Here is a 17,945-nt window from a genome sequence, read left to right on the forward strand (position 1 = left end):
CCAGGTTTCTCAGCCCCCCAGTGCGCGGAACCGGTCGAGCCGGGCCCCCGGTACTGCCAGGCCTGCCGCCAGCCGCAGCTCGTCGGCCAGCACGCCCACCACGCGGCGGGTGAAGTCCGCTGCGTCCTCGTCCGCCGGTTCCGGGAGGATCCGGTCCACCACGCCCTCCCGCAGCAACTGCGCGGCGTTGATCCGCTGCTGGTCCGCCAGCTGCGGGGCCAGGTCGGGGGTTCGGTGCAGGATCACCGAGGCGCCCTCCGGCGGGAGCGGCGAGAGCCAGGCGTGCTCCATCGCCAGCGCGCGGTCGGCCGGCAGCAGCGCCAGCGCCGCACCGCCCGCACCCTCGCCGAGCAGCAGGGTCACCACCGGGACGGGCACCGTGCTCTGCGCCGCCACGCAGCGGGCGATCTCCCCGGCCAGCGCGCCCTCCTCGGCCGCCTGGCTCAGCACCGCGCCGTGGGTGTCGATCACGGTCAGCAGCGGCAGCCGCAGCTCCGCGGCCAGCCGCATGCCGCGCCGTGCGGTGCGCAGCGCGCCCGGTCCCACCGGCCCGTGCGCGGCTGCCGCCGCCCGGTCGTGGCCGACCACCACGCAGCTGACCCCGTCCAGCCGGGCCAGCGCCAGCCGCAACGCGTCGTCCCGCTCGCCCGCCCCGGTGCCGGACAGCGGCACCACCGCCTCGGCCTGCGCCAGCAGCTCGGCCAGCCCGGGACGGCCTGGATCGCGGGTCAGCGTGACGGACCGCCAGGCGGGCTCGCCCACCGGTGGGGGTGACACCAGGTCAGCCGCAGCCGGAGCAGCGCCGGCCTGAGGCGACGTCAGGATCCCCAGCGCCGGAATCAACCGCTCCCGCAGCGCGCCCGGCTCCAGTACCGCGTCCACCGTGCCGAACCGTTCCAGGTGCTCCGCCTGCTGTACCCCCTCCGGGAAAGGCGCACCGTACAGCGCCTGGTACACCCGCGGCCCGAGGAACCCGACCAGGGCGCCCGGCTCCGCCGTGGTGGACTGCCCGAGCGAGCCCCAGGAGGCCAGCACCCCGCCGGTGGTGGGGTGCCGCAGGTGCACCAGGTACGGCAGCCCGGCCGCCTTGTGCGCGGTGACGGCGTTGGCGATCGCGATCATGCGGACGAAGGCGGGCGTGCCCTCCTGCATCCGGGTGCCGCCGGAGGCGGGGAAGGCGAGCAGCGGCAGCCGTTCGGCCGTCGCCCGTTCGACGGCGGCGAGCAGCCGGGCTGCGGTTGCGGTGCCGATCGAGCCGGCCAGGAAGGTGAACTCGCTCAGCAGCACCGCCACCCGGTGTCCGCCGACGGTCCCCTCCCCGGTGAGGGCGGCCTCGTCGGCCCCGCTGCGGGCCCGGGCCCGGGCCAGGTCCGCGTCGTAGGGGGTGGCGGAGCGGTCGTAGACCGGCGGCGCGTCCCAGCTGCGGAACGAGTCGGGGTCCAGCACCTGGTCCGCGAAGACCAGGGCCGCGGGGCGGGCGGGCGTCGAGGGCGTCATGTCCACGTGACCAGTCTTCGGGCACCCGGACACCGGGGACAACCCCCGAATCGATCACACTGCCCCGGCTCCAGCGCTCCGCCGGCCGGACCTCAGCGCGGGTCCACCCGCACGCGACGCGCGCAACGCGGTCCTCACGCACGGTGCGATCCGCCCCGTCCTGGCGGCCGACTTCCTGCACCTGCTCGGCCGAGGCAGCCCGGCACTGCGCGCGCACCAAGAGCTGAGCGGCGGGCATCCGGCCTGACCTGCCGTCAGGGGAATCCGCGTCAGTTGGAAGCATTGACACGGACTGGTCCAGACCGGTTCAGTGGTCTGGACCAGTCCGGGGCCGGTGCCGGGGTCCCGTCCTGCCCTGTCCCGGGGGTGGTCTTCCCCCACGTGAGACAGTCCGAGGCAGGAGCATCCCCACATGCGCAGTCTCAACAGAGCCGGTCGGCCGCGCCCGCGCGCCGGATCCCGGACCACTGAATCCCCCAGTGCCGAATCCGGCACCGCCCGACCCCGCCCCCGCGCCCGGCGCCAACTCGCCGCGCTGGGCACCGCCTGCGCGGTCACCATCGCCGGCGCGGTCGGCCTCACCGTCGGCCTGGCCGGCACCGCTGCGGCCGGCGAGTACCTGGTCAACGGCGGCTTCGAGACCGGCACGCTGACCGGTTGGAGCTGCTCCGGCGGCACCGGCAGCGTGGTCACCGGCCATGCACACAGCGGCAGTTACGCCCTCGCGGGGGCGGCGAGCTCCGCCGACAACGCGCAGTGCACGCAGACCGTCACGGTGCAGCCGAACACCGCGTACACGCTGAGCTCCTACGTCAACGGCGCGTACGTCTACCTGGGCGTCAACGGCGGCACCAGCACCTGGACCCCGAGCACCGGCGGCGGCTACCAGCAGCTCTCGGTCAGCTTCACCACCGCGGCCAACCAGACCAGCGCCACGGTCTTCCTGCACGGGTGGTACGGACAGGGCACCTACTACGCGGACGACGTCTCGCTCGCGGGCCCGGGCAACCCGAGCACCTCCCCGACCCCGACGCCGACACCCACGCCCACCCCCACCCCCACGCCCACGCCCACCCCGACACCCACGCCGACCCCCAGCCCCACCACCACCCCGCCTCCCGGCGGCGGCCTGCCCACCCATGCGCTGGTCGGCTACCTGCACGCCAGCTTCGCCAACGGCGCCGGCTACATGCGGATGGCGGACGTGCCGGACACCTGGGACGTCATCGACCTCGCCTTCGGCGAGCCCGACTCGGTGACCTCCGGCAACATCCACTTCAACCGCTGCTCGGTCAGCGAGTGCCCGACCGTCGAGAGCGACGCCGACTTCAAGGCCGCGATTGCCACCAAGCAGGCCAAGGGCAAGAAGGTCCTGCTCTCGATCGGCGGTCAGAACGGCGAGGTGCAGCTCACCACCACCCAGGCCCGGGACGCCTTCGTCAGCTCGGTCTCCGCGATCATCGACAAGTGGGGCCTGGACGGCCTGGACGTCGACTTCGAGGGCCACTCGCTCTCGCTGAACACCGGTGACACCGACTTCAAGAACCCGACCACCCCGGTGATCGTCAACACCATCTCCGCGCTGCAGACCCTCAAGGCCAAGTACGGCTCGAAGTTCGTGCTGACCATGGCCCCGGAGACCTTCTTCGTCCAACTCGGCTACCAGTACTACGGTTCCGGCCCGTTCGGCGGCCAGGACCCGCGGGCCGGCGCCTTCCTGCCGGTGATCTACGCACTGCGCAACTCGCTGACCCTGCTGCACGTCCAGGACTACAACTCCGGTTCCATCATGGGCCTGGACAACCAGTACCACTCGATGGGCGGCGCGGACTTCCACATCGCGATGACCGACATGCTGCTGACCGGCTTCCCGGTGGCGGGCAACACCGGCAACATGTTCCCGGCGCTGGCCCCGTCCCAGGTGGCGATCGGCATGCCGGCCGACAGCTATGCGGGCAACGGCTACGTGGCCCCGGCCGCGGTCGACCAGGCGCTGGACTGCCTGACCAAGGGCAGCAACTGCGGCAGTTACGCGCTGCGCGGCGGCACCCACTCCACCCTGCGCGGGCTGATGACCTGGTCGATCAACTGGGACAAGTACAGCAACAACGAGTTCGCCACCAACTTCCACAGCTACTTCGGCTAGTCAGCACGCACGCCATGGCCGGCTGCCGGCCCGACCGCTCCCGAGCCCCGTTCCGGGCCCCGTTCCGGGCCCCGTTCCGGGCCCCGTTCCGGCCCCTACGGCCCCGAGCCCCGGTGGTCTGGACCGGTAAGGGCTGGCAGTCGAGCCGCAGCCGTGCCAGGGTGTCCGCCATGCCGATCTTCTCCTCGTACGACGGAACCAAGCTCTGGTACGAGCCGCTCGGCACCGGTGACGGTGCGCCGCTGATCGTGCTCCCGGGCGGGCCGGGTACCGACCTGCGCTACCTGGGCACGGTCGGCGGCCTCGACCAGGACCGTCCGCTGGTACTGCTCGACCCGCGCGCCACCGGCCGCTCGGCGGTCCCGGAGGACCGGGCCGCCGTCGCCTTCGCCCAACAGGCCCGGGATGTCGAGGCGTTGCGCGAGCACCTGGGCCTGGCCCGGATCGACCTGCTGGCCCACTCGGCCGGCACCCTGATCGCCCAGCAGTACGCGGCCGCCCACCCGGACCGGGTGCGCCGAATGGTCCTGGTCACCCCGGTCGGTCGGGCCGCCCGCGAGCCCGACCCGGCGGAGCTGGCCGCGCTGCGCGCCGCCCGCTCCGGCGAACCCTGGTACCAGCGCGCGGTCAACGCCGAACTGCGCCTGGAGAGCGAGCAGTTGCCGCCGGAGCAGGAGAGTTTCCTGCGGGCCGTGCTGCTGCCCTTCTCCTGGCACAGCTGGAGCCGGGACCGGTTGGCCGAGTACGTGCCGGGCCACAGCAGCACCTTCCCCTGGCTGCGCGACGCCTTCTACGCGGGGTCCACCACCGACCCCGCCGACCTGGCCCGGCTGGCCGTCACCGACCTGCCGGTCCTGGTGGTGGCCGGCGCCTCCGACGGCCTGCTCGGCACCGCCCCCGCCCGCGCGGTGGCCGCCCTCCACCCGGGCGCCCGGCTCGCCGTCCTGGACCGGTCCGGCCACCGTCCGTGGGTCGAACAGCCGCAGGAGTTCCGGGAGTTGGTGAACTCATTCCTCGCCGAACAGTAGCCGCGCCGGCGCTGGTTCGGGCTCTAGCTCCGGCTCTGGTTCCGGCTCTCGCCCTTCACTCCGTGCACCCGGGCGTACTCGGCGGCCAGCCACGGGCCGAGCTCGTCCAGCAGCAGGGCCGGCACCGCCGGATCCGCGCTGCCGACCCGGGCTGCGGCTGCGGCCCGGCGCATCCGGGGCGCCTGTTCGGGGTAGTAGGCGGCGAACACCTCGGCGGAGTGCGCCAGGTCGCTGGTCCACCCGCCCCAGCGCCCCATCACCAGGGTGAGCCCGGTGCGCACCAGCTTGCGGGCCGCTCCCCGGGTGAGTGCCACCGGGTCGGCCCCGGCGGCGGCCCGCTCGCGCCAGCGGGGTAGCCAGTCGGCGATCTCGCCGTTGGTCTCCCGGGCGAGCGCAGTGTCCTCGGGGCGGTAGCGAGGCAGTTGCTTGGCCAGGTCGGGCCCGAGCAGCGGGATGCACAGGCAGGCCAGGAACCAGCCCAGGTCGTACCGTTCGGCCTCGCTGAGCAGTCGCTCGACCGGGAGGAGCAGCGCACCCACCCCGGTGATCTGCGTGAACTGCTCGTCCAACGCGGCTGACAGGGCGTCGACCGCGGCCCGGTCGGCCGGGCCGGGCGGCTGACGGAGCGCCAGCAGCAGGTCCAGGTCCGAGCGACCGGCCTCGGCGGCGCCGCGCGGGATCGAGCCGTACAGGTAGGCGCTGTGCAGCCGGTCCGGCCCGAACGCCGCCTGCACCGCCTCGACCGCCGCCGCCACCACCGGCGCGAACTCCGCGCCGACCCGGTCCGGCGAGCCCTCGCGGACGAAGTACCCCGCCGCGTCCGTCCCGGGGCGCGGCCCGGCCATCGGCCAGCGCCCCGGGACCTCCCACGCCTCCTCGGAAGTCCCCGGCCACGGGGGAGCGGTGACCCCGAGCACCGCGAGGCCGTCCGGGCCGGCCCGGTACTGGAAGTGGGTGCCGAGCGGGGATGGTCACCGTGACCCCGGGCAGCAGTTCGGTGACCTCCTCGCACGCGTCCTGCCGGCGCCAGAGCCGGCCCGACCCGGTGAGCACGTGCCACAGCTCGGCCACGCTGCGGTGGGTGACCGGACGGCTCACCTGACCGGCCGTCAGCTCGAACCGCGCCGCACTGGCCGCGGCGGCCAGCACCCCGAGCGGGCGCACTGCCGCTCCGTCAGGTGCCTGCTCGCTGGGCAGTCGCTCGGGCAGCAGGGTCTGGAAGGGGTCCCTTCGGCCCTCCGTACCCGGCCGTCCGCTCGCGCCCTACCCGCTCGCACCCTGCCCTCCCGCGGCCTACCCTTCCGCGCGGGCCTGCCAGCGGCGGGCGGCCGCGATCCGGCGGGCCGTGCTCGGGTGGGTGGCGAAGAGCAGCTCCAGGATCCGGGGCGGATCGACGTCCGCCACGTTGGTCAGCGCCAGGCGCCGCTGCATCGCGACGAACTGCTCCGGGTCCCCGGTCAGCTCCAGCGCGTGCCGGTCCGCCCGGGCCTCCACCCGCCGGCTCACCGCCGCCTGCACCGGCCCGGTCAGCGCTCCCAGTACCGCCGCGCAGGCGGCCAGCAGCGGCAACGAGCGCGGGTCGGCGAGATCGGTGGCCCCGGCCGCGTCCAGCAGCGGCCGCCAACCGGCCATCAGGGCCAGCACGGCCACGCCGACGGCAGCCCCGACGGCGCCGAGCGCGGTGCCCAGCGGGACGTCCCGGTGCTTCACGTGCCCCAGCTCGTGCGCCACCACCAACTCCACCTCGCGCGGGTCGGCGGTGGTCAGCAGGGTGTCGTAGGCGACGATCCGCCGGGTCGCGCCCAGCCCGGAGACGTACGCGTTGAGTGCGGTGGTCCGGCGTGAGGCGTCCGCGACCAGCACGTCCCGCACCACGACGCGGTCCCGCTCGGCCAGCGCCAGCAGCGCGGTGCGCTGCTCCCCGTCCGGCATCGGGGTGAACCGGTTGAACAGCGGCTCCACCAGCAGCGGGAACAGGAACGAGAGGAGCACCGTGAGCAGGGCCGCCGCGCCCGCCGCCGGCACCCACCACCACCGGGTGGACCACCCGGTCAGCGCGTACACCCCGAGCGCGGCCGGCAGGGTGAGCGCCAGGGTCAGCAGCGTCGAGCGCACCTGGTCCACCGCCCAACCGCGCCAGCCCTGGGTGACCAGCCCGTACCGCTGCCGGACCACCCGCACCCGGGCCCCGAACGGCAGCGCCAGCACCTGTCCGAGCAGCACCAGCACCGCAGCCCCGCCCAGCACCCGGGCCGCCCAGGAACCGCCGAACCGCTCGACCAGCCAGGCCCCGGCCGGGGTCAGCCCGAGCACCAGGGTGAGCCCGAGCCCGGCCACCCGCCCGCCGAGCACCCAGGGCAGCAGGGCCCGCCGCAGATCCCGGCCGCGGGCGAGCTGCTCGGGCGTGAAGTCGGGCGTAGAGGTGGTCACCCGGCTACGGTAGCGGCCGCCACTGATCCGCCGTCACCTGTTCCGCAGGCCCCGCGCCGCCGCCTGCTCCCTGGCCGCCCGCTCCGCCGGGCCTACCCAGTCTCGACCTGCGCGGCCGCTTCATGCTCCGTCGCGACCTCCCCCTCCGTCGCCCCCTGCTCCGTCGTCCCCTGCTCCGCCGCGACCTCGCCCTCTACCGTCCCCTGCTCCGCCGCGACCTCGCCCTCTACCGTCCCCTGCTCCGCCGCGACCTCGCCCTCTACCGTCCCCTGCTCCGCCGCCACCCGTTCCAGGGCCACCATCGCGGCGTCGTCGCCCAGCCGCCCGCCCGCGTAGCCGAGCAGGTCGCGGCGCAGGTGCTGGAGCAGCGCGGCGGGGCGCTCGGTGGCCCAGGCGCGGATCCGCTCGGTGAGGGGGTAGAAGTCGCGGTCGCCGTTGCGGGCCTCCACTACGCCGTCGGTGTACAGCAGCAGCCGGTCACCACCGGCGAACGGGAAGACGTCCGCCTCGTACCGCGGCTCGACCAGCCCGCCCAGCCCCAGCGGTGGGGCAGGCCGGGCCGCGTCCAGGCTGTGCACCTGGCCGGCGTGCAGCAGCAGCGGCGGCGGGTGGCCGCAGTTGATCACCTGGATCTGGCCGCCGTGGTCCGGGATGTCCAGGATGACCGCGGTGATGAACGACTCGCCCGCGTCCGACGGCTTCACGTCGCCGGCGCCGTCGCCGCTACCGCCACCCCCGTCCTCCTCCCCGCCCCCACCGTCCGGCGGCGGCTCGGGGTCGCCGTCGTCGCCGCCATCGGCGCTGGCGGCGGCCGCCAGGTCCCAGCTCACGCTGCCGTCCAGGTAGGCGGCCAGCTCCGGCAGCGTCGCCTGCAGGTGCGCGGCAGCCCGGAAGGCGCCGAGCAGCAGGGCCGCCTCGCCCAGCGAGGTGAGCCCCTTGCCTCGCACGTCGCCGACGATCAGCCGGGTGCCGGTGCTGGTGCGGGACGCCGCGTACAGGTCGCCGCCGATCTGCGCCTCGGCCTCGGCAGCCAGGTAGACCGAGGCGATCCGCAGCGGCCCGATCCGGGTGGGCAGCGGGCGCAGCAGCACCCGCTGGGTGGCCTCGGAGACCGAGCGGACCTGCACCAGCTCCCTGGTATGTCGGTCCCGCAGTGCGCGGAAGGCCACCACCAGCGCCGAGACAAGGATCAGCGCGGCCAGCTGGGTCTCGTGGTTGGAGGTGGTGAGGCCGTCCCGCATCACGCCGATCACCACCAGCGCGGCCACCCCGATCACTCCGACCAGGGCGGTCAGCCGGGCGCCGGCGAACGAGGCGGTGATCGCGGGGGCGACCACCAGCAGCGGGCCCAGGTGGATGTTCGGCGGGCTGAGGATGTCCGCCACGGTGATCACCGCAATGAGTGCAAGCGGCAGGAGCACCAGGGCGCGGCCGGATCGCCGGGGCCGGGAGTGCACGTCGGATCGCCGCCGGACAGGCACCTTTCCTCTCTACACCCCGCCCGGCCCCCGCGCAGCGCGAGCTTCGTCCCGGGGCCGGTCCCGGCGTGGGAGCGGGGGGCGGCTGCCCCTAGGATGCGGGACCATGATCAGACGCGGCCTGACCTCGGCCCTTGCGATATCCCTCTGCTCGCTGACGGGTGCCGGTGTGGCGCACGCGGACTCGTGCACCACGCCGGTGACCGGGACCTGGCGGATCGACGGTGTCTACGGGCAGGTCCCCCAGTCCCCGATGGGCGGGTCACGGACGATCGACAACGTGCTGCACCTGGACGCCCCGGACCTGAGCAACACCACCTGGGACGTCGAGGTGGTCCCGACCGACCAGCAGGGCGGCTACCCGCACGGGCCGGCGCCGTCCGTCCGGCTGAGCATCGACGGGGAGCCGCGCACGGGTTCGGGCTCTCCCGGTTCACGCCGCCGATCGCCGGGACCATGTCGCAGTGGAACTCCGACCGCCTCCAGCTGGGCGGGCTCACCCGGGGGGACCACGTCCTGCACGAGACCCTGTCGGTGCCGGACGGCAACCCGGCCGGGAGCTACGAGCTGATCGTCGAAATGCTCATGGACGGGTGCAACCGGGTCTCCGGTACCAAGGACGGCCCGGTGACCGTCTGGTTCGGCGCCGTCCCGGGCAAGGCGCCGGCCGGCGCGCCCACCGGCGGGGGCACCACGGGTGGGACCGCCACCCGCAAGGCGAGTGCCAGCGCGACGCGCCCCAGCCCGAACACTGACTCCCCGTCACCCTCGCCCTCGGACTCGCCCTCCCCGAGCGCCGGCGCGAGCCCCTCGGACTCGCCGACCCCGAGCCCGTCCGCCTCGCCGAGCGCCGTTGCCTCGCCGACCGAGCCCGCCTCGCCGGCCGCCGTCCCGCTGGCGGCTTCGCCTGCCGCGCACAGCGGCTCGGCGCTGCCGTGGATGCTGGGCGCACTGGCGGCGGTGGCCGTCCTGGTTGCGGGCGGGGTGCTCGTGTGGCGCCGTCGCCGCGAGGTGGCTCCCGAGCCCGCGGCGGCCGAGACCGCCGTCCTGCCGGTGGTGCCCGCCGAGCCCGAGAGCCCCCAGGAGCCCGAGTCCGAGCCGAAGCCCGAGCCCAAGACGGACTGACCTCGGGGACACGCCTGCGGCGTCAGCTCACCGGGGCTTGCCTAGAGTGCACTCGAAGGTCTTAGCGTGGACGCCATGACGGTGATCGAGAGCATCCCAGCGACCGACCTGCTCGACCCGACGCCCTGTGCGACCCCGCCGTCGGCCTACCTGCGGCCGGACGGCGAGGACCGGTACACCATCGGCGAGGTCGCCCAGTTCACCGGCCTGAGCGCGCACACCCTGCGCTGGTACGAGCAGATCGGCCTGCTCGGGCAGGTCGAGCGCTCGCACACCGGACAGCGCCGCTTCTGCAACCGCGACCTGGACTGGTTGGAGCTGGTCGGGAAGCTGCGGCTGACCGGCATGGCGGTGGCCGACATGGTCCGCTACGCCGAACTGGTCCGCCAGGGCGAGTCCACCTTCGACGAGCGCCGCGAGATCCTGCTCGCAACCCGCCGCCAGGTGCTCGCCCGGATCGCGGAGCTGCACGGCACCCTCGCCGTCCTCGACTACAAGATCGACTACTACGGCGGTTCCGGTAGGTGAAAGATTCGGCGGACGCACGATGGCTTGGAGCGACAGGACAGCTACTGATAGTTGCTGACCCCGTGTCGCTCGTGTAGGGGGAAGCGTCACCTGAATGGCTATGATCAAGCGCGCGGGCACGCTCTCTCAAGATCCGAGTCCGCCAAGCTGATTCAGAGCCTGACGAGAGGAATGGACGATGACCGTTCGCCTGAGCCTGTCGATCCCGGCCTCGGTCAAGAGCAGCTACTCCCAGGGCGACAGCGGCAACTGCATCGAGTGGGCCCCCGCATTCGCCCCCCTCGGCGTCGTCCCCGTCCGTGACTCCAAGGACCCGAACGGTCCCGCGCTCCACTTCACCACCGCCACCTGGACGGCGTTCACCAGCGCGGTTCAGGGCGAGGCGAATCGCTTTCAGCAGGGAGCTCGGCTTCCCGAATGATCGAGAGCGAGCGGGCGGCGCTGACGGAGTTGTGGCAGCAGCGGTGGCCGGCGTGCCCTCCCCTCGGGCACCTGCTTCGGGGCCCGTACCGGGATGTCTGGGTGCGCTTCCACAGTCTGCCGGAGTCGAAGCGGTACGCCGAGGACGAGGCCGAGTATGCGACCGTCCTCGGACGCTACAACGCTGTACTGGATGAGCTGTTCGCGGGCGGCGAGGTGTACGTGATCACGCCTGCCTTCACGGCCAGCCCCGACGTCCCGTCACACCAGTCAGGCGCGGACCACTGGCAGACGCTGGTGGTGCAGGAAGACTTCGACCCGGAGTTCCGCTCCTACGCCCACCTCTTCGTGGTCCGGCGGGCCTGGCAGCACGGCTGCCTTGACGGCCTGCTGCGCGAGGTGGCGGACGATCAGGTCGCGGGTGTACTCGTCACCGATCTCCAGTTGCTCCGCCTCCACCATCCTTACGACGGTGGTGCTGACGTGTTCCTCCCCACCACCGAGGAGCGCGACCGGCTGAGGGAACGGCACGCCGGGTGGCTGTCCAGGTACCCGGGCGGTCTCTGACCGGTCCGAGCGGGACGGCTCCGGCCGCGGGTCACGCGTCCCGCCAGTCCCCCGAGGTGATCAGTGACGGGTGCTGCGCCAGTTCCGCTGCCACTGCCGGGCCGGCCAGGTAGACCCAGGCGTCGAGGAGTTCGCCCGTGGTCAGCAGGGTGACCGGGAGGGGCTGGCGCACGTACAGGCCGTTGCCGGTGGGGAGGCACTCCTCCAGCTCGTCCAGGGTGGCCAGGACGGCGGGGTAGTCGGTCGGGCGGACCGTGATCAGGTCGCCGAGCACCGTGTGGCCCGGGGCGGGGAGGGCGTAGGGGTAGCCGGGGCCGGCGTGCAGGGCGGTGTGGGGGAGGGCGGCCGGGCGGGCGGTGAGGGTGTGGGCGGCCAGGTGGCGGGCGAAGTTGCGGTGGCCCGGGCGCAGGGTGCCGTAGGCGAAGAAGGGGAGCTGCTCGGACACGGTCTCTTCTCCTGGAACGGGCTGGCGCGCGCGACCCCCGATGCGCTCTGATAAGGCCGCGAGAGTACAGCACCAACCCTAGGAGAGACCCATGACATCGGTCGGCACCCCCACCTCCGCGCCGGCCGGGAGCGGGTCTGTGACCGCCGCCCGAATATCCGGTCCGGTCTGGGCGGCACTGGCCATGCTGTACGTGGTCTGGGGGTCCACCTACCTGGGGATCCGGGTGGTGGTGGAGACCATGCCGGCGCTCTTCTCGGGCGCGGTGCGGTTCCTCGCCGCGGGGGCGCTGCTGCTCGGGTTGCTGGCGGTGAAGGAAGGGTCGGCGGCGCTGCGGGTGACCGGGCGTCAGCTGGCCTCGGCGGGCCTGGTCGGCCTGCTGCTCCTGGTCGGCGGCAACGGGATGGTGGTCATCGCCGAGGGCCGGGTGCCCTCGGGTCTGACGGCGCTGCTGGTGGCCGCCGTGCCGCTGTACGTGGTGGTGCTGCGGGCCGCCTTCGGCGACCGGCCGGGGTGGACCGCGTTGGCGGGGGTGCTGTTGGGGCTGGCCGGGCTGGCGGTGCTCGCGGTCCCGGGGAGCAGCGGCAGCGTGAAGCTGGGCGGGGTGCTGCTGGTGCTGGCGGCCGCGGTGTCCTGGTCGGTCGGCTCCTTCCTCTCGAGCAAGCTGCCGATGCCGGGCAACCCGCTGGTGGCCAGCGCCTACGAGATGCTGATCGGCGGCGCGGGCTGCGCGGTGGTCGCGCTGGCCCGCGGCGAGCAGCACGGGCTGGACCTGGCGGCGGTCTCCACCCGCTCCTGGGTCGCGCTGGCCTACCTGGTGCTGGTCGGCTCGCTGGTCGGGTTCACCGCCTACGCCTGGCTGCTCCAGCGGGCGCCGCTCGGACTGGTGTCGACTTATGCCTATGTGAACCCGGTGGTCGCGGTCTTCCTCGGCTGGCTGGTGCTGGGCGAGAAGCTGACCGGGATCGAGCTGGCGGGCGGCCTGGTCGTGGTGGCCGCGGTCTGCGTGGTGGTGAGCACGGAGCGTCGCGGACGCAGGTGACGCGGGATTCGACCCACCGGGCGGCGGCGCCGATCCGACGGGCCTACCGTGGAGACGGAACCAGCGAAGGGAGACGCGCCATGCCTGGATCCGTCACCATCGGCCACATCGAGGCCGCAGCCATGGTCGAGCACGGCGAGGCCGACCGGCTGGCCGTGCTGCTGGACGAGTTGGGGCACCTGCTGGCCGTCGAGGGGCCGAACCGGCTCTCCGACGAGCAGGTCGCCGCGCTGTGCGCGGGCGCGGGCATGCCGCGGCGGCGCGCGGACCTGGCGCACTGGTGCCGCGGCACGGCGGCGCAGCTGCACGAGCGGCACTGAGCGCTCCACCCACCCCGAACGCCCGGCCGACCACCCGCGCCGCCCACCCAGCAGACCCCGTACCCGAACACCGCCGACGGCCCACCCCACCCAGGCCGTCGGCGGTCGGCCGTCCGGGCCCGCTCGTCCCGTCCCCCTGCTCGCCGCGCTGTTCCCCCCGCTCGCCCCAGCCGTCCCACCGTCAACCACGGCCCCAAGCAGACCTCTTGACACTGCTCACAGCCCTGTGAGTACATGCCAACCGTGCTGACACCCTCCCCCCGCACCCTCGCTACGGCGGCCCGCACCCTGGCCGCCCTCGCCCTCGCCGCTGCGGCCGCCTTCACCGCCCCCGCCACCGCGAACGCGACCACCGCCGCCGCCACCAGGGCCGCCACCCCCGCCGCCGCCAACGCCACCGCGGCCACCCACGTGGAGACCGACTACGCCGATCCGGTGACGGCGTTGCCGCCGATATCGCGGCCGGACACCAAGCACTGCACGGTCACCGCGATGCAGCACGACTTCGCCAACAGCTACGGCCAGCCCTTCACCGGCACCCTCACCCCGCCCGCCGACTGCGCGGGCCCGTGGAACAAGGTGGTGCTCGACTGGTCCGGCAGCGTGGCCGGCCGCCAGTACGACCGGCTCGCCGGGGTCTGGATCGGCGGCGCCGAGGTGCTGCGCACCAGCACGCCGGAGCCCGACCCGTCCGGCATCAGCTGGCACGTGGACCAGGACCTGACCCCGTTCGTCCCGCTGCTGCGCACCGCCCAGCCGCTGGTGGTGGACCTGGGCAACATCGTCAACGACACGTACACCGGCATTTACCACATGACCTTGACGGTCACCTACTACCAGGCGGACCGCGCGCACCCGGCCGCCGCCACCGCCGACCAGGTGCTGCCGGTCTCCCAGTCCAGCACCGCGGCGGGCTGGTGGACGCTGTCCAAGGGGCAGACCGCGAGCACCGCCCTGCGGTTCCCGCGCAACCTGACCGGGGCCAAGCTCCAGGTCTACGCCCGCGGCGGCGGCTGCGAGGAGTTCTGGTACAGCAACGTGCCGGACGACGTCGCGGCCGCGCACCCCGACTGGGGCATGTGCGGCGGCGGCACCTACCGGGAGGTGCAGGTGCTGGTGGACGGTCGCCCGGCCGGCACCGTGCAGCCGTTCCCGGCGATCTACACGGGCGGGATCAGCCCGCTGCTGTGGCGGCCGATCCCCGGCATCGACGCCTTCCGCACCCAGCCGTACCAGGTCGACCTGACCCCGTTCGCCGGCACTCTGACCGACGGGGCCGCACACACCGTGACCATCGTCCCGCCGGCCGGGATCAGCGACGGCTGGACGGTGGACGGCTCGCTCTTCCTGGACACCGACCCGCTGCTCGCCCAGACCAGTGGCGCGGTCACCACCGACACCGTGACGGCCGACCCGAAGGTGACCACCACCGAGGCCGCCCAGGCCGACGGCAGCGAGCTGATCACGGCCGGCGCCACCCGGGACTGGACGGTGGCCGGCTACGTGAACACCTCGCACGGGCGGATCGACACCCGGATCGACCACCACGGCGACTACCGCAACTCCGACACGCTCAGCCAGCAGGGCCAGGTCCAGGTGACCAGCCAGCGCGACAGCGGCTGGACGGTGACCAGCACCGACCGGGACGGGCGCGGCCCGCACCAGCAGCAGCGCAGCACCTGGTCCTACCCGCTGGACGTGACCAGCACCTACGTCCCCAGCGCGACCGGTTACCTGGTGCGCGGTCAGGTCACGGTGGCCCGCGACCTGACCGAGGAGGGCCGGCGCGGCGAGGGCCGCTGGCTGCCGCAGGCCGGCAGCAGCGACCACCTCACCGCGCAGGGCGTCCTGGAGCGGCAGAACGGCCAGACCGTGCAGGCGGACGGCAGCGCCACCGAGCAGTACGTGGGCACGGTCGACGGCGGCTGCTACGACCACCTGCTCAGCGCCGACCACGGCTACCTGACCCTGGACCGGGTCACCACCTCGTCGGCCCCGGGCAACCGCGGGGCCTGCGGGTGACGCGCCTGTAAAGCCTTCAGGAATTGTGCGCACCCGATAGTTCCGGCCCGTTTTGACGAGCTGTTACGGCTCCGTTAAGGCGGGTCGGAACGCTCCTTGGCAGCGTGTCAGTTCAGTTTTGAACACGCTGCCGAGGAGAGTGAGATCTCCGTCACACTCGCCGCGGCCCGCGCTTTCGCCAGGGTGCTGATGATGCGTCCATGACCTGGGGAAACGCGGCGTGGCAGGGGCGTCCCGCGGTCGACCGCACCGGTGCGAGAACTGAGTTGATCTTGTTCTCCGGAGTGTTCTGCGCTTCACTTTTGCCGGTGTCAGCGGCGGAGCGGGGGCGGCCGACTTTCCCGAAGTGCGATCAGGGCTGGAGACAGTCCTGGTACTTGATGCTTTGACGAGAATGAGAAGCCCTTGCCGAACCCGTCGCCGAAGCGCCTGACCCTGAAGCTGCCCGCCGGCTCCGCGAAGCCGCCCGTCGGCTCCTCGCGCGAGGGGCGGGTCGCGCGGCGGCTGGCCAGAGCCCTGGTCGCGCTGCCGGCCCTCGCTACCCTCACGGGGTGCGGCGTCACCGGTCAGGGCGGTTCCCAGCTCTGGGCCACCGGCGGTGCGGCGGCCGTGGTGCTGGTCGGCGGCACGGCCGTGGTGGTGCGCCGGGTCACCGCGCGGCCGCTGGAGCGGGCCCGCGACCAGGCCGCCCGCAGCCTGGCCCAACTGCTCGACGAGCGGGCGGGACTGCTGGCCGAGCGCGACCGGCTGGGCGCCGAGCGGGACACCAACGCCACGCTGGCCCAGGCCTTGAACGGCGAGCGCCAGCAACTGCTCCAGGAGTACCAGGAGCTGCAGCGCACCCAGCAGGAGCTGAACCGCCGGCTGGAGGAGGCGGCGGGGCTGAGCCGGGAGAGCGACCAGCGGCAGGAGGAGCTGCTGCGCGAGTGCGAACTGCTGCTCGCCGAGCGGGACGGCCTGGCCAAGGAGCGCGACGAGCTGCAGGGCAGCGTGGACGCCACCTTCGTCAACCTGGCCATGCGCACCCTGACCCTGGTCGAGCGGCAGCTGGTGCTGATCGAGGCGCTGGAGGGCCGGGAGGCCGACTCCGCGCAGCTGGAGAGCCTGTTCCGGCTCGACCACCTGGCCACCCGGATGCGCCGCAACAGCGAGAACATGCTGCTGCTGGCCGGGTTGGAGAACAGCCAGCGCAGCCGCAAGACGGTCACCCTGCTGGACGTGGTGCGGGCCGGGGTCTCCGAGATCGAGCGCTATGAGCGGGTCAAGCTCGGCTTCCTGGCCGCCGTCCGGCTGACCGGCGCGGTCGCCGACGACACCAGCCATCTGCTGGCCGAACTGCTGGAGAACGCCACCGCCTTCTCCCCGCCCCAGGAGCAGGTCGAGATCGGCGGCTGGCTGCTGGACAACGGCGAGCTGATGGTCTCGGTCAGCGACCGGGGCATCGGCCTGCCCGCCGACCGGCTGCGCGCGCTCAACGAGCAGCTGGCCGAGCCGGTGCTGGGCGACCCGGCGCAGCGCCGCGACGCGCTGCTGGCCGGCGCGCTGACCGGGCGCAGCATGGGCCTGTTCGTGGTGGCCCGACTGGCCGCCCGGCACGGGATCCGGGTGCAGCTGCGGGAGAACGGGCAGGGCGGCGGGGTCACCGCGATGGTGGTGCTGCCGCGCGAGGCGCTGCACCAGGACGGGATCAGCACGGCGGACCTGGACGACCAGCGGCGGGCCGAGCGGACCGCGGCCGTGCACGCGGCGCGGGCGGCGGAGGACGCCGAGGTGGTCGCGGTTCCCCCGAGGGTGGCGGCCCCCGCATCCGCCCCGCCGGCGGCGCGCGCTGCGGAGCTGCCGGAGCTGCCACGTCGACGGCCGGCGGGAGCCGCTGCCGGACCGGTCGCGGGTGCTGCGCCGGCCGCCGCTGCCGCGGCCGAGCCTGCGCCCGAACCCACGGCCGGGCCGAGACCCGAGCGGGGCGCGGAACAGGGCGCCGAGCAGGGTGCCGAGCACCCCCTGGACACCCCGACCCGCGAACTGACACTCCCTCAGTTCACGCCGCCCCGGGCCGAGACGGCCGCACCCGAGCTGCCCCGCCGGGTGCCCAGCGGCAACGGCCTGCCCGGCACCGGCGAGGCGCCGACCTCCGGGCTGCGCCGGGTCACCACCGAGCCCACTGCGATCCCCGCGCCGGCCGCGACCCCCGACCCCGACCAGCCGACCGCGCCTGCCTCAACCCCCGACCCGACCGCCGGGCCCGCTGCCGACCCGGCCGCGGACTCCGACCAGGTCCGGGCGGGCGCCGAGGAGTTGCGCCGCCGGCTCGGCGGCTTCCAGCGCGGGCTGCGCCAGGCGGCCCAGGAGAGCGCCGCGGCCGCCGGGGCTGCGCAGTCGGCCGAACTCGTCCAGGAGCAGGACCGATGACCGATCCGACGCCCAGTACCCCCGCCGCCGCCGGGCGCCCCGCTTCCCAAGGCGCCGTCAGCCAGGCCGCGATGAACGTGCGCTGGCTGCTGGCCAACCTGCTCGGCGCGGTCCCCGGGGTGAGCGAGGCCGTGGTGGTCTCCTCCGACGGGCTGCTCCTCGCCGACTCCGAGCAGGGCCGCAAGGCCGACCAGCTCTCCGCGATCATCTCGGCGCTGACCAGCCTGACCTGTGGTCTGGCGCAGGTGGTCGAGTGCGGTTCGGTGCGGCAGACCATGGTCACCATGGGCCAGGGCCACCTGGTGGTGATGGCCATCAGCGACGGCTCCTGCCTGGGGGTCTACGCCTCGCTCGACTGCGACCTGGGCGTGCTGGCCTACCAGATGGCGCTGCTGGTGGAGCGGGCCGGCCACGCGCTGACCCCGCAGGTGCGCAGCGAGCTCCACCGGGCGATGGCCGTCCGATGACCGAGCAGCAGGAGGTAGGGA

16 protein-coding genes are annotated in these 17,945 nt (G+C 73.9%); 11 read left to right on the forward strand and 5 right to left on the reverse strand.

Going from position 1 to position 17,945, the window contains the following annotated elements:
- Window positions 1-9: 9 nt before the first annotated feature.
- On the reverse strand, window positions 10-1,497 hold the full coding sequence (locus tag C7C46_RS15900) for a carboxyl transferase domain-containing protein (RefSeq protein WP_110670129.1): 1,488 nt from the start codon (window positions 1,495-1,497) through the stop codon (window positions 10-12).
- Between the two features lie 412 nt (window positions 1,498-1,909).
- Between C7C46_RS15900 and C7C46_RS15905 the strand changes: the two genes are divergently transcribed.
- Window positions 1,910-3,643 carry a chitinase gene (locus C7C46_RS15905; protein ID WP_110670131.1) on the forward strand — a complete coding sequence of 578 codons (1,734 nt, stop codon included), beginning with the start codon at window positions 1,910-1,912 and terminating at the stop codon, window positions 3,641-3,643.
- Between the two features lie 170 nt (window positions 3,644-3,813).
- Complete coding sequence (locus C7C46_RS15910) at window positions 3,814-4,671, forward strand: alpha/beta fold hydrolase (protein WP_110670133.1); 858 nt, start codon at window positions 3,814-3,816, stop codon at window positions 4,669-4,671.
- 23 nt (window positions 4,672-4,694) lie between these two features.
- Here C7C46_RS15910 and C7C46_RS15915 read toward each other — a convergent pair whose 3' ends face one another.
- From C7C46_RS15915 to C7C46_RS15925, 3 genes are all read right to left on the reverse strand, one after another.
- Complete coding sequence (locus tag C7C46_RS15915; protein ID WP_110670135.1) at window positions 4,695-5,516, reverse strand: nucleotidyltransferase domain-containing protein; 822 nt, start codon at window positions 5,514-5,516, stop codon at window positions 4,695-4,697.
- Window positions 5,517-5,964: 448 nt separating this feature from the next.
- Window positions 5,965-7,101 (reverse strand): M48 family metalloprotease, encoded by a 1,137-nt coding sequence (locus C7C46_RS15920; protein ID WP_110670137.1) that lies wholly within the window; start codon window positions 7,099-7,101, stop codon window positions 5,965-5,967.
- A gap of 92 nt (window positions 7,102-7,193) precedes the next feature.
- Window positions 7,194-8,495 (reverse strand): SpoIIE family protein phosphatase, encoded by a 1,302-nt coding sequence (locus C7C46_RS15925; protein WP_245984444.1) that lies wholly within the window; start codon window positions 8,493-8,495, stop codon window positions 7,194-7,196.
- Between the two features lie 540 nt (window positions 8,496-9,035).
- Between C7C46_RS15925 and C7C46_RS15930 the strand changes: the two genes are divergently transcribed.
- The 4 genes from C7C46_RS15930 (at window position 9,036) to C7C46_RS15945 (ending at window position 11,219) form a co-directional block, all read left to right on the forward strand.
- Window positions 9,036-9,704, forward strand: a complete 669-nt coding sequence (locus C7C46_RS15930) for a hypothetical protein (protein ID WP_110670141.1) — start codon at window positions 9,036-9,038, stop codon at window positions 9,702-9,704.
- Window positions 9,705-9,779: 75 nt separating this feature from the next.
- The gene (locus C7C46_RS15935) at window positions 9,780-10,232 is read left to right on the forward strand and encodes a MerR family transcriptional regulator (RefSeq protein WP_110670219.1); all 453 of its coding nucleotides are present in this window, start codon (window positions 9,780-9,782) and stop codon (window positions 10,230-10,232) included.
- Window positions 10,233-10,410: 178 nt separating this feature from the next.
- Window positions 10,411-10,653, forward strand: a complete 243-nt coding sequence (locus C7C46_RS15940) for a DUF397 domain-containing protein (RefSeq protein ID WP_110670144.1) — start codon at window positions 10,411-10,413, stop codon at window positions 10,651-10,653.
- Window positions 10,650-11,219 carry a DUF3885 domain-containing protein gene (locus tag C7C46_RS15945; RefSeq protein ID WP_181442377.1) on the forward strand — a complete coding sequence of 190 codons (570 nt, stop codon included), beginning with the start codon at window positions 10,650-10,652 and terminating at the stop codon, window positions 11,217-11,219. Before C7C46_RS15940 ends, C7C46_RS15945 begins: the two co-directional genes overlap by 4 nt.
- Window positions 11,220-11,250: 31 nt before the next feature.
- Here the strand turns inward: C7C46_RS15945 and C7C46_RS15950 are convergent, their stop codons facing one another.
- Window positions 11,251-11,664 (reverse strand): gamma-glutamylcyclotransferase family protein, encoded by a 414-nt coding sequence (locus C7C46_RS15950; RefSeq protein WP_110670146.1) that lies wholly within the window; start codon window positions 11,662-11,664, stop codon window positions 11,251-11,253.
- A gap of 91 nt (window positions 11,665-11,755) precedes the next feature.
- Between C7C46_RS15950 and C7C46_RS15955 the strand changes: the two genes are divergently transcribed.
- The 5 genes from C7C46_RS15955 (at window position 11,756) to C7C46_RS15975 (ending at window position 17,924) form a co-directional block, all read left to right on the forward strand.
- Window positions 11,756-12,706 (forward strand): EamA family transporter, encoded by a 951-nt coding sequence (locus C7C46_RS15955; protein WP_110670148.1) that lies wholly within the window; start codon window positions 11,756-11,758, stop codon window positions 12,704-12,706.
- Window positions 12,707-12,786: 80 nt separating this feature from the next.
- Complete coding sequence (locus tag C7C46_RS15960) at window positions 12,787-13,026, forward strand: hypothetical protein (RefSeq protein WP_110670150.1); 240 nt, start codon at window positions 12,787-12,789, stop codon at window positions 13,024-13,026.
- Between the two features lie 243 nt (window positions 13,027-13,269).
- Window positions 13,270-15,048: a peptide-N4-asparagine amidase gene (locus tag C7C46_RS15965; RefSeq protein ID WP_110670152.1), complete on the forward strand. Its 1,779-nt coding sequence runs from the start codon at window positions 13,270-13,272 to the stop codon at window positions 15,046-15,048.
- Window positions 15,049-15,453: 405 nt separating this feature from the next.
- The gene (locus C7C46_RS15970) at window positions 15,454-17,457 is read left to right on the forward strand and encodes an ATP-binding protein (protein WP_110670154.1); all 2,004 of its coding nucleotides are present in this window, start codon (window positions 15,454-15,456) and stop codon (window positions 17,455-17,457) included.
- Complete coding sequence (locus C7C46_RS15975) at window positions 17,454-17,924, forward strand: roadblock/LC7 domain-containing protein (protein WP_110670156.1); 471 nt, start codon at window positions 17,454-17,456, stop codon at window positions 17,922-17,924. Before C7C46_RS15970 ends, C7C46_RS15975 begins: the two co-directional genes overlap by 4 nt.
- The last annotated feature ends 21 nt before the right edge of the window (window positions 17,925-17,945 follow it).

It is taken from the genome of Streptomyces tateyamensis (assembly GCF_003205575.1).
In the GTDB taxonomy this organism is placed as follows: domain Bacteria; phylum Actinomycetota; class Actinomycetes; order Streptomycetales; family Streptomycetaceae; genus Kitasatospora; species Kitasatospora tateyamensis.